The sequence below is a fragment of the Ginsengibacter hankyongi genome (assembly GCF_008710285.1).
Lineage (GTDB): Bacteria > Bacteroidota > Bacteroidia > Chitinophagales > Chitinophagaceae > Ginsengibacter > Ginsengibacter hankyongi.
Window position 1 is genome coordinate 38,158 of record NZ_VYQF01000011.1, and the last position, 11,853, is coordinate 50,010.

Genomic DNA, 11,853 nt, shown 5'->3' on the forward strand with positions numbered 1-11,853 from the left:
GGAGAAGATCAGAACTAATTTATTGTCACTTTTTACGTGCATGAGTGGCAATGCTAGGGTCGATAGGTACACGGGATACAGGTACGTTGAGACAGCGAATTCTGTGGAATTAGCTGCCACAAGTTCCAATTATGTTAATTGAAGGAGGTAACTTTAATGCTTTGATAAATTCGGAGTACCTTATGCTCACCTTTTGAGATTACGCGACATAAAGTTCCCGAAACATTAGAAGTTATTGATTTTACCGGTACTAATTCGAAATAATCCTTTGATAATTTGCAACCCTTAGTTTTAGGTAAAGAAAAATGAAAAACGAGTAATATGTTATCACCCAATTTCACTTTTTTAATCATACTAAAAATGAGATTTAATATCAGGAAGCCTTACCCATTAAAATATTTTCTTATCTCGGTATCGATGACTTATGGTTTTATAGCGTCTGCACAAAATATCACTTATTCATTACGTACATCTCCTAAACTTGATTATGACGTATTAAATAAAGGCTTTGCCGTCACTCCCAGTGAGTCTCGTTTAAGGTGCTACTGGTGGTGGCTAAATAGCATGGTGACCCAAGAATCAATAACCCACGATCTCGAACAGATGAAGGCTAATGGATATGGAGGGGCTTCAATTGTTGATGCAGGGAGTTCTAATTATACGGTAGCCAAAAAAACTAAAGCAGGTCCTGTTTTTATGAGTCCTGCGTGGATGGAGCTTTATAAATTCGCCATAAAGGAGGCCCAACGGCTGGGAATAGAATTGAGTGTGAATGTGCAAAGCGGATGGAATCCGGGAGGGCCGACAATAACCCCTGATCTCGCATTAAAGAAACTTGTGTATTCAGATACCATGATAGCAGGTGGAAAAAAGGTATCAGTAAAGCTTCCTCAACCTGAAATGAATCTGTTGTATAAAGATATCCTGGTACAAGCTTTTCAACAACCCAAAACCAACTTGCCGCTGAAAGATAGCGCCATCAAATTTTGGGCACTCAAATCATTTAACAGGGGTTTTGGAGCCATGGGAACCTATCCACTGTATAAACTTCGCGAAGAATATCCCGGTGCTGATCAACTTACCGGGCTTAAAAAAAATAAGATTATTAATCTTACCGGTAATTTTAAAAACGGTGTCTTAACATGGGATATGCCTGCAGGAGAATGGACTATCATCAGGTACGGATGGACTTGTACCGGTGCCATGACCTCCACTACCAGTGAGGGATGGGGAGGATTGTCATTGGATCATTTAAATCCGGATGCGTTTAAAAAATTCAGTCATGATGTAATACTTCCTTTGATCAACGCAGCACAGTCTGTAGGAAACAGTTTGCATTTTCTTCAAACTGATAGCTGGGAAATGGGTAATGTAGGATGGACAAATAATTTCCCCGCTGATTTTAAAAAGTTCAGGGGATATGATCTTACGCCATGGCTCCCGGTACTTGCCGGAAGGGTGGTTGAAAGTGCTGAAGAATCAGGCCGGTTTCTTCACGACTATCGCAAAACAATTGGCGATTGTATTGCAGCTTACCATTACCAACTATTCAGCGACCTGGCGCATAAGCATGGACTGGGCATTCACCCGGAATCAGGAGGCCCTCACTCTGCTCCTGTAGACGCCTTGAAAGTAATGGCCATCAGCGATTTTCCGCAGGGAGAGTTTTGGGCTACAGCCAATACGCACCGGGTAAAGGATGATGAACGGTTGTCCGTTAAACAAAGTGCCTGTGTTGCTCATACTAATGGTAAAAGATTTGTGGCTGCCGAAGGTCCTACTTCTATAGGGCCTCAGTGGGAGCGGGCTCCAAAAGATCTAAAGAGTAATATAGATCGTGTGTTTTGTTCTGGTGTCAACAGAATTGTATGGCACACGTTTACCTCTTCCGGGAAAGAATTCGGAATTCCAGGAAATGAATATTTCGCCGGAACTCACCTGAATCCCAATGTTACCTGGTGGAAACAGGCAGGTAATTTTATAGGGTATCTTGACAGGTGTTCGTACATGCTTTCGAAAGGATTGTTCGTAGCTGATGCACTTTATTACTATGGCGATGATGTTCCAAATTTTGTTTTCCTGAAAGAAGATGTGAAAGATTTGGGTTTTGGATATGATTGGGATAAATGTTCAAAAGATGTCCTTTTAAAGAGAGCTTCTGTAAAAAATAAAAAATTATTTCTTCCGGATGGGATGAATTATAGAGTATTGGTTCTCCCTTCTGAAAAAGCTATTGATCTTAGTGTACTTCTAAAAGTTGAATTGCTGGTGAAGCAAGGATTAACCGTTATTGGCCCTCGTCCGGAAAGGGCAACAGGATTGACAAATTATCCTGCAAGCGACCAGGAAGTAAAGGCCATCGCATCGCGTATGTGGGGCGGCATTGATGGTGCAACAATAACAGAAAATAATTATGGGAAAGGAAGAGTTGTCTTTGGTGAAGACGTAAAGACCGTCTTGCAAGAAATGAAGGTGAAGCCGGACCTCGAATTTACCAGTGCAGAGAAAAACACGGCGTTGGATTACATTCACCGTACTGGCGACGGGATGGATATTTACTTCGTAGTGAATCGATTTGGGCGAAAAGGGATCAACGACTTTGCATTTCGGTATTTAACCACTCTACCTGACAGGTTCGAGCAGGTGGAGTGCAAATTCAGGGTTACCGGTATGGTACCTGAACTTTGGGACCCAATGACTGGTGAAACTAAAGAGATATTAACTTACAGGGAAGAAAACGGGCAAACGATCATACCCCTTAGCTTCGAACCTGAAGGATCGCGATTGATAGTATTTAGGAAAGCACAAGCTTCACCTCACATTATTAAGATTGAAAAGAATGGTAAGACCTTCTTTCCCAACAATCAGTTTACGGGCATTGACCAACCGCCTATTCAAATATTTGAGGATAAAGGAAAGATGAAAACCACCATCTTTGAACCAGGAAATTATACGGTAACCTGGAACGATGGAAAGACAACAAAGTTGGCTCTTACAACTCCAAATGCCACGCTAGCACTATCAGGAAAATGGGAGATTGATTTCGATACAAGCTGGGGTGGCCCTTCACACATAGACGTTGATTCTCTTCAATCCTGGACACAATTTGAACAACCGGGAATTAAATATTATTCGGGGACAGCCATTTATAAAAAAACTTTTTTGCTGTCAGCCGGTAATCTCAAAGGGAAAAAAACAATTCTTGATTTAGGAAATGTTCTTGAGATGGCGTCTGTAAAAATCAACGGTAACAAATTACCCGTTAGGTGGAATGCTCCTTTCCGTTTTGATATTACAAATTATGTAAGGCCAGGCAATAACCAGTTAGAAGTGGAAGTTGTTAATCTTTGGCCTAACCGCCTGATTGGAGATAGTAAATTACCCGCTGATAAAAGATTTACCAAAACCAATATCATTAAATTTGAAGCTCCCGACTCGGAAAAATTATTGCGTGAGTCAGGCTTATTAGGCCCAGTAAAACTTACGTTTGTCCGCTGTGAAAGAGATAAAACTTCAAATCAATAAATAGAACTTCTAACAATAAAAAAATATTTGATCCCCAAAAATATACGATTATTCAATGCATATGATGAAATGAAAATGGAATTAATACTTTTTTGAACATCAAGATAACAATCTAATAAAATGAAAACAGAACTTACAAACGAACAAATTCTTCTTTACCAACAAAATGGTTTTGTGCTCATAGAAGATTTTTTAAACAAAGATGAACTCGAATTTTGGCGGGAAGCGGTTACAGAAGCAATCCGGCAAAGAAATGGTCAAAAAATGCCGGGCAGTGATACCAAAGTTGGTGAAGACGATGGAATCAATAAAGATGCAGATTACTACGGTAAAGTATTTGATCAAATGCTGAATCTTTGGCAAACCAATGATAAGGTAAAGCAACTGATGTTAGACCAAAACCTGGGTAAAGTAGTGGCAGACCTGGCCGGATGGGAAGGTACCAGGATCTGGCACGATCAGGCTTTAATCAAACGTCCGTGGGCCAATCCTACTTCCTGGCATCTAGATACTCCTTTTTGGTCGTTTAGCGACAGAAGAGCATTGTCCATCTGGGTAGCGTTAGATGATGCTACGTTGGAAAATGGATGCCTTTATTTTATACCAGGCTCTTATCATACCACAACCTTTGATAACCCTGGCATTGGCAAAAATATGGATGCGATTTTTGACTTTTATCCTCAGTTTATTCAATCAAAATCGATAGCAGTGCCCATGAAAGCCGGAAGTTGTTCATTTCATAATGGGCTCACCATTCATGGTGCCGGAGCTAATATGACCAATGGGTTCAGGCGTGCAATGACCTGTGCGTATATGCCCGATGGCGCTACTTTTAATGGCATAAAAAATATTTTAAGTGATGAACAGGTGGCAAAGTTAAAGATCGGCGACTTGCTCAATGATGAGGGGCAAAACCCCTTAATTTATTCCAAATCAACAGCTATGTAATCAAACTGTTATAAGCGTAACATAATAAAATATTTCCTGATCTTGAACTTGTTACCGTAATAGATGTTCCGAAGTGTAGGTTTTGGAGCACGGTTCAATGCCAATATAATAGATGGATTTAATAAATCAGGTCAATACAGGATAGTAATAATATTAATGATTGTTATTTTTGATTCTATTCCTTGATCATTTATTTATTTATTTATCAAACTCCATGAAAAAATTTATTGGTATAATCCTTTTTCAATGTATTGGTTTTTTGAGTTTTTCTCAGGTTAACCTAAAACAATTGTTATGTAATAATTGTACCAATCCTATTGGCATTGGTACTTCAAGGGTTCGATTTACTTGGCAACTACATTCCAATAAGAGAAATGTAATGCAATCCGGGTATGAAATAAGGGTGAGCGAAAGTGAACCGCTGTTGCAACAGGGGAAAAAACTAGAATGGAATAGCGGCAAGATTTTATCAGATCAGTCTGTATATGTGGATTATAAGGGTAGCCCGCTTCAATCCAATAAAAAATATTACTGGCAGGTGAGAGTGTGGGATAATGAGGGGAAGCTGTCTGATTGGAGCCAACCTGCTTTTTTTCAAACAGCTTTTTTTCAAACTAATGATTGGAAAGCCAAATGGATACAACCAGGATTTATAGATTCCGTAGGTCAACCAAGCCCCATGTTTAGAAAACAATTTACTGCAAAGAAAAAAATAAAATCAGCTACTGCATACATCACTGCACATGGCTTATATGAAGCGCAGATAAATGGTCAGCGTGTTGGAGATGCTTATTTTACTCCTGGCTGGACCAGCTATAATAAGCGGCTCCAGTACCAGGCATACGATGTAACCAATCTGTTAAAAAAAGGAAGTAATGCTATTGGTGTTACACTGGGCAGTGGTTGGTATAGGGGGCACCTTGCATGGGGCGGCAATAAAAATATCTATGGAAAAGATATTTCGCTTCTGCTTCAACTGATTATTACTTATACTGATGGTACGATGCAAACCATTGTATCAGATGGAAGCTGGAAATCGACTACTGGCAGCGTTATCAGTTCCAGCATTTATGATGGAGAAACAATTGATGACCGTGCCCAAAAGGCAGACTGGACTTTGCCTGGGTATGACGATTCAAAATGGAGCGGGGTAAAAATGGAGAGCTTTTCAAATGATAACTTAATAGCTACAATCAATGAACCAGCAAAAAAACATGAAACAATTAAACCGGTAAAAGTTATTACTACCCCAAAGGGTGAAAAGGTAATTGACTTTGGACAAAATCTTGTAGGCTGGGTAATGCTGAAAGTAAAAGGCAATACAGGAGACACCGTTATTATAAAACATGCTGAAGTGTTAGATAAAGAAGGTAACTTTTATACAACCAACCTTCGCGCCGCAAAAGCTACTTCAACTTATATTTTAAATGGAAAAGGAGAAGAATATTTTGAGCCGCATTTTACGTACTATGGATTCCGTTATATTAAAGTTGAAGGGATCAAAGGGGCATTAAACCCGGAAGATTTTACTGCGGTTGCTATTTATGCCGATATGAAAGAAACCGGCACTTTCTCTACCTCCAATGCAATGATCAATCAATTGCAACATAATATCCAGTGGGGGCAAAAAGGAAATTTTTTGGATGTTCCTACAGATTGTCCGCAACGGGATGAACGCCTCGGGTGGACTGGTGATGCACAAGTTTTTTCCCCCACAGCCTCCTTTAATATGAATGTGAATAATTTTTTAGACAAATGGATGAAAGATGTTGCAGCGGATCAGTTTCCCGATGGCAGGGTACCTCATGTGATACCTAACGTTCTAGGCCCCGACGCCGGAGGCTCCACCGGGTGGTCAGATGTGTCAACCATTATCCCGTGGAATATGTATCTGGCTTATGGCGACAAACAAATATTGGAGGATCAGTACAGTAGTATGAAGGCCTGGGTAGAATATATGCATAAGCAAAGTCATAATAACCTCTGGAATACGGGGACACATTTTGGTGACTGGCTTTTCTATCGTCCGGATGATGATAATAGCGGAAGAGCAGCCGTTACAGATAAATACCTTATTGCACAATGTTTCTATGCACATTCCACACAACTATTGATTAGTTCAGCTAAAGTATTGGGTAAAACAGATGATGTTGATTATTATACTGACCTGTTGCAAAAAATAAAAGGCGCCTTTCTGAAAGAATACGTTACTCCAAACGGAAGGCTTGTTTCCAGCACCCAAACTGCCTATGTGCTGGCCTTGAATTTTGATATGTTGCCTGAATCCTTGCGGACACAGGCTGCAGAACGACTCGTTGAGAATATTAAAAGTTACAACAATCATCTTTCGACAGGTTTCCTTGGAACACCTTATTTATGCCATGTGCTAACACGTTTTGGTTATGACGATGTTGCCTATAAATTATTGTTGCAAACGACTTATCCTTCATGGCTATATCCAGTAAAAATGGGTGCCACCACTATATGGGAAAGATGGGATGGAGAAAAGCCAGATAGCACTTTTGAAAATCCTGGTATGAATTCCTTCAATCATTATGCATATGGTGCAATTGGAGATTGGATGTACCGTAAGATGGTTGGACTGGACACCTATGAAGATGGTGTGGGTTATAAGCATATAAAGATTCAGCCCCACATTGGAGGAGGCTTTACGTACGCATCTGCAAGTCTGCAAACTTACTATGGCAAAGTCAGCAATAGCTGGAAAATTGAAAATCATAAAATACTTATGGACGTTGAGATACCCGCAAATACAAAGGCGACAGTATTTGTTCCTGCAGAGAGCGCAGATGCAATCAAAGAAAGTGGTAACGTTCTATCACAAGTCTTGGGTATAAAATTAAAGAATAGTAAAGATGGTTATGTGGCACTTGAGCTAGGTTCGGGTACCTATCATTTTGAAATTCAAAAATGACGGGAAAAATATCTTTTTTAAATCGTAATTAAAAAAGTGGGATTATATAATATCACAACAATTCTACTATTCTTCCATTAAATTATACAAAATGCAAATAATCTTAAGAATAATATTTCACTTTATTGGCGGCGCTGCCTCAGGGAGTTTTTATGTGCCTTATAATAAAAGTGAAGAGCTGGCATTGGGGAAGTTTTTGGATTGTTGGCGGACTTTTCTCCTGGCTAGTTATTCCGCCGGTAGCTGCGTGGATCACGGTTCCACATCTTTTGGAGATAAATCTTTACCCAATAATATTATCCATCTGAAATCTTTTTCATCAACCTATAATTCGATCTCATGATAATTGCGTATATTCGTAACCGTTATTTATAAGAATTTTAAAGAGAGATTTTAAAACTAAAACAGCATCAATGAAATTTGAATATAATCCACGTTATCCATCTGTTGAAGACCTTAGAAAAAAAGCAAGAGCCAGAATACCCGGATTCGCATTTGACTACCTTGATGGGGGTTGTAACGAGGAAATAAATCTCATAAAAAATACGTCTGAAATCAGGAAGATTGAGTTAATGCCTGAGTACCTAAAAAAGTATTCAGGTATTGATATGAAAACAGAGTTGTTCGGTCATATGTACGATGCACCTTTTGGGATTTCTCCGATTGGTTTGCAAGGGTTAATATGGCCCAATTCTCCTGAAATACTGGCAAAAGCCGCGTTTGATCATAACATCCCATTTATCTTAAGTACCGTAAGTACAAGTAGTATAGAACGAATCAGCGAAATTACAGAAGGAAAAGCATGGTTTCAATTATACCACCCTGCAGACAATGGCCTCCGTGATCAGATTTTACAAAGGGCTGACGCTGCACACTGCCCTGTGCTCGTCATTCTGAGCGATGTACCATCGTTTGGCTATCGGGCTAAAGAAATCAGGAACGGGCTGGCAATGCCACCAAGGATGACGATGAAAAACGTGCTCCAAATTTTAAGTAGACCCAATTGGGCATTCAAAACACTTATGCATGGTCAACCTTCCTTCCAGACATTACGGCCCTATATACCCAAGGGAATGAACATGCATCATCTCGGTTTATTTATGAACAAAACTTTTGATGGAAGGCTGAATTCAGAGAAGGTTGCTGAGATTCGCAATAAGTGGAAAGGTAAGCTGGTTTTAAAGGGTATCGTCAACGAAGCCGATGTTGTGAAAGCAATGCAGTTGGGTATTGATGGAATTATTGTTTCCAATCATGGTGGCCGGCAGTTGGACGCAGGCGAATCCGCTATAAAATCGCTTTTTCGGATTGCAGAAAACTACAGAGATAAAATTAAGATTATGATGGATAGTGGCTTACGGTCTGGCCCCGACATCGCAAGGGCTCTTGCGTCCGGTGCCACCTTCACCTTTCTGGGGAGAAGTTTTATGTATGGTGCTGCTGCTTTAGGAAAACAAGGAGGCAATCATACAGTTGCGATTTTAAAAACCCAGCTTCAGCAAGTGATGCAACAAATTTGCTGCGAAAGAGTAGAAGATTTACCCAATCATTTGATAACTAATATTAGTCAATTATGATCGCTACACGTTAGAAAAGCCTGTAGGGCGAATTTGAGCTTTTAAATTCTTTTTCAAATTTCCTAATAACTTCTCCAATTTCTGAGTAGAACATTTTGAAAGTAACCAGTTATTCCATTGTACGTACCGAAAACAGTTCCATTGATTGTTGCTGTTTGTTGGGATGGTGCGAACTGCGTATACTCGTAAACGTTATCGCACACATTTTTAAACGCGGTGGATAATTCGTCCAATTTACCTGACTTAATATTGGTTGGAATTGCTTTATTAGGAACCATGACCAGTTGTGTTAATTGTTTTAATCAAATAGAAATTCTGTCATGAAAATTTCGGGAGGCTTTCCCACAATGTTCAGAAAATAGTGGAGAGTTCTCAATTTAAAAAGATTATTCACACACGTAATGGTAACCGTTAGATATTTACAAAAACGGAAATAGTAAAAACGAAAAACGAAGCTAAAAGTTTATTTCCCTTTGCTGCCCCGAAGACTTTAACTACTGTAAGAAATGGACGTTAGCGATAAATTGAATAAATAATTCGACAATCAAGGAAATCGGCCGTTTGACGATGTGCTGACAAATTTGCTCCCGCCATCCAATTTTTGCCGAACTTATAATACAAGCCCCACCGGTGGTAAATACGGGTAAGTTCGGGGATTTGATTATATCCATAAATACCAATTTGCTGGCTAAAATTGAATTTTTTAAAAATGAATTCATGCCCCAGTAAAATTCCGGCACGCTTATAATCTAAACCTGATCTTCCCTCTATTTCCAGAGTTTTCTTGGCGCCAAAATCAACTACACATTCCAATCCAACATTAACCGCATTAAAATATCCTATTTTCCGGTTCGCCTGCAACGCAGCCCCATACACCCAATAAAAATGTTTCTTATCCAGTGAAATTGTTTTATAAGAAGCAAATGGCATCAGGTCAAACCTCCAAACAAACTTTTCAGGAGGTATAATATCTTTGATCTTCGTTCTCTTTAAATCATAGACAATTCCCAATGATGCAGTGGGAAAATTAATACCATAATTTGGATGATACACCGCTCCATTAGAATTATGATTGAACATAACGTCTAAGTCAAGATCAAGATTTTTACTAGCGCTGATAGAGCTATTAAACCCAAGACACAAATAGGGATTAAGATATAAGCTATAGGAAAAGTTTTGGCTGTTTGTTATTTCATTAAATGGGTTACTGTTATAGCTTAACCCTGCTTTTGCTACCACTCCAAGCACAAACTTTTTATGATTGATTAAATAAGGCTCAATATAGTACGAGCCATAAAATGCATATCCCAAAAAATCCTTGCTGAATTGATAATAGGCCAGTGAAAAACCTGAATTAAATGAGTTATGAATATAATGTTTTGCTTCAGCATCAAGTCGTATCCTCTTGAGCTTAATCTCTACTCCGGTAACTATAGTGCCAGCCGTATTTTTAACCTGCACGTCGTGCGCAAAAACAAAACCATAGACAGGACTTAAAGAAATTTTGAAACGTGTAATTTTTTTTTCAGGTAGATCGTTAATTTGAGCCAACGATTTTTCAATTATTAAAAAAATGAAAAAAAATAATATGCCTGTAATTTTTTTCAATGCCAGGGTTGACGGGTTTATTATTGTTTTGTAAGAACATGTACAACAACCTTAATAAAACTACAGAAGTATGCGATGAAATTTAATGACCGCAATCACCGCTGCAAATGATTATGGACTTTACTATTTAAGTCTCTTTGATGAGCCTCTTAATAAGTTGCCATCTTCTAATTGGAAATTTACTTTCGCCAATCAGCAATGCCGATGACTGCGGTCATTCAAATTCACGGGTTACTCCCATAATTTCAAAGTGGAAATTTTCACCTCAACCAAACAGATGTACAAATGGACATTAAGCCATTAATGCAAATAGCAGAAAAAGCAGCATTTGAAGCAGGCAAAGCAATAATGGATGTGTATGGTTCCAGTGATTTTTCAACAGAACTAAAGAATAATAAATCGCCGGTAACAAAGGCTGATAAAAATGCTCATCAACTTATAACTGAATATTTAAAAGAAACACATCTTTCTGTTCTTTCGGAAGAAGGATCGGATACTAATTTCCTGGAAAGACGATCGTGGGAATATTTTTGGCTGATAGATCCACTTGACGGAACGAAAGAGTTTATAAATAAGAATGGTGAATTCACTGTTAATATAGCATTGTTAAAACAGAACAAACCCCTAGGGGGCATTATTTATAGACCATCTACAGGCACTTTATATACAGGCTCAAAAGAAACTGGTGTTTATAAAATCAAGAACGGTACACAAACCCAACTTTCACCTTTAACGAAAAGAACGACTTTCGATGAACTTCTAAAAAAAGACTGCGTAAGAATCGTTGCATCAAGATCTCATCCATCGCCGGAGACAAAGCTTTTTGCTGATAAGTTTAAAAATGTGACACTGTTGACAATGGGAAGCGCACTTAAATTTATGCTGCTTCTTGAAAACGAAGCTGACATTTATCCAAGATATGGAACTACAATGGAATGGGACACTGCCGCAGCGCATGCTATTTTAAATGCGTCAAACCGCGGCGTATATCAATTAGATTTAAGATCGGAATTGATGTATAATAAACCGGATCTCCGGAATCCGTTTTTTATTTCTTTTTGAATGAATGTGCGATCTTCAGGAGAATATAAATTTTTAAACGAAGGGTCAACAATAGTCTCAACAACTGTCTACAGAGATTTAAAAAATATCTTCTTATCGGACTTACGATCCAGGCCGTCTTAATTAATAAAAGCTGGATTTCTTACAATCTTCCGGGAAAAAACAACTGCTGACCAAATGGCCTTCACGGGTAGAAAG

General features: G+C 38.9%; 7 protein-coding genes and 1 pseudogene. 6 read left to right on the forward strand and 2 right to left on the reverse strand.

Going from position 1 to position 11,853, the window contains the following annotated elements; all coding sequences use genetic code 11:
* The first annotated feature begins 360 nt into the window (after positions 1 to 360).
* From FW778_RS20700 to FW778_RS20720, 5 genes are all read left to right on the forward strand, one after another.
* Entirely contained in the window at positions 361 to 3,525 is a 3,165-nt protein-coding gene (locus FW778_RS20700; RefSeq protein ID WP_235906511.1) for a glycosyl hydrolase, read from the forward strand.
* Positions 3,526 to 3,645: 120 nt separating this feature from the next.
* Positions 3,646 to 4,473, forward strand: coding sequence for a phytanoyl-CoA dioxygenase family protein (locus FW778_RS20705; protein WP_150416800.1), 828 nt, complete (start codon positions 3,646 to 3,648; stop codon positions 4,471 to 4,473).
* Between the two features lie 214 nt (positions 4,474 to 4,687).
* Entirely contained in the window at positions 4,688 to 7,408 is a 2,721-nt protein-coding gene (locus tag FW778_RS20710) for an alpha-L-rhamnosidase (RefSeq protein WP_150416801.1), read from the forward strand.
* Between the two features lie 91 nt (positions 7,409 to 7,499).
* Positions 7,500 to 7,751: a hypothetical protein gene (locus tag FW778_RS23650; RefSeq protein ID WP_317132393.1), complete on the forward strand. Its 252-nt coding sequence runs from the start codon at positions 7,500 to 7,502 to the stop codon at positions 7,749 to 7,751.
* A 70-nt stretch (positions 7,752 to 7,821) separates the two neighbouring features.
* Positions 7,822 to 8,985, forward strand: coding sequence for an alpha-hydroxy acid oxidase (locus FW778_RS20720; RefSeq protein WP_150416802.1), 1,164 nt, complete (start codon positions 7,822 to 7,824; stop codon positions 8,983 to 8,985).
* A gap of 62 nt (positions 8,986 to 9,047) precedes the next feature.
* Here FW778_RS20720 and FW778_RS23805 read toward each other — a convergent pair.
* Positions 9,048 to 9,272, reverse strand: a pseudogene (locus FW778_RS23805) (hypothetical protein); the annotation flags it as partial.
* 226 nt (positions 9,273 to 9,498) lie between these two features.
* Positions 9,499 to 10,593, reverse strand: a complete 1,095-nt coding sequence (locus FW778_RS20725; RefSeq protein ID WP_202552410.1) for an acyloxyacyl hydrolase — start codon at positions 10,591 to 10,593, stop codon at positions 9,499 to 9,501.
* A 285-nt stretch (positions 10,594 to 10,878) separates the two neighbouring features.
* Between FW778_RS20725 and cysQ the strand changes: the two genes are divergently transcribed.
* Entirely contained in the window at positions 10,879 to 11,655 is a 777-nt protein-coding gene (gene cysQ, locus FW778_RS20730) for a 3'(2'),5'-bisphosphate nucleotidase CysQ (protein ID WP_150416804.1), read from the forward strand.
* Positions 11,656 to 11,853 lie beyond the last annotated feature (198 nt).

Coding starts and splice junctions, on each gene's coding strand:
- FW778_RS20700 (WP_235906511.1), top strand. CDS start 361: ATGAGATTTAATATCAGGAAGCCTTACCCATTAAAATATTTTCTTATC.
- FW778_RS20705 (WP_150416800.1), top strand. CDS start 3,646: ATGAAAACAGAACTTACAAACGAACAAATTCTTCTTTACCAACAAAAT.
- FW778_RS20710 (WP_150416801.1), top strand. CDS start 4,688: ATGAAAAAATTTATTGGTATAATCCTTTTTCAATGTATTGGTTTTTTG.
- FW778_RS23650 (WP_317132393.1), top strand. CDS start 7,500: ATGCAAATAATCTTAAGAATAATATTTCACTTTATTGGCGGCGCTGCC.
- FW778_RS20720 (WP_150416802.1), top strand. CDS start 7,822: ATGAAATTTGAATATAATCCACGTTATCCATCTGTTGAAGACCTTAGA.
- cysQ (WP_150416804.1), top strand. CDS start 10,879: ATGGACATTAAGCCATTAATGCAAATAGCAGAAAAAGCAGCATTTGAA.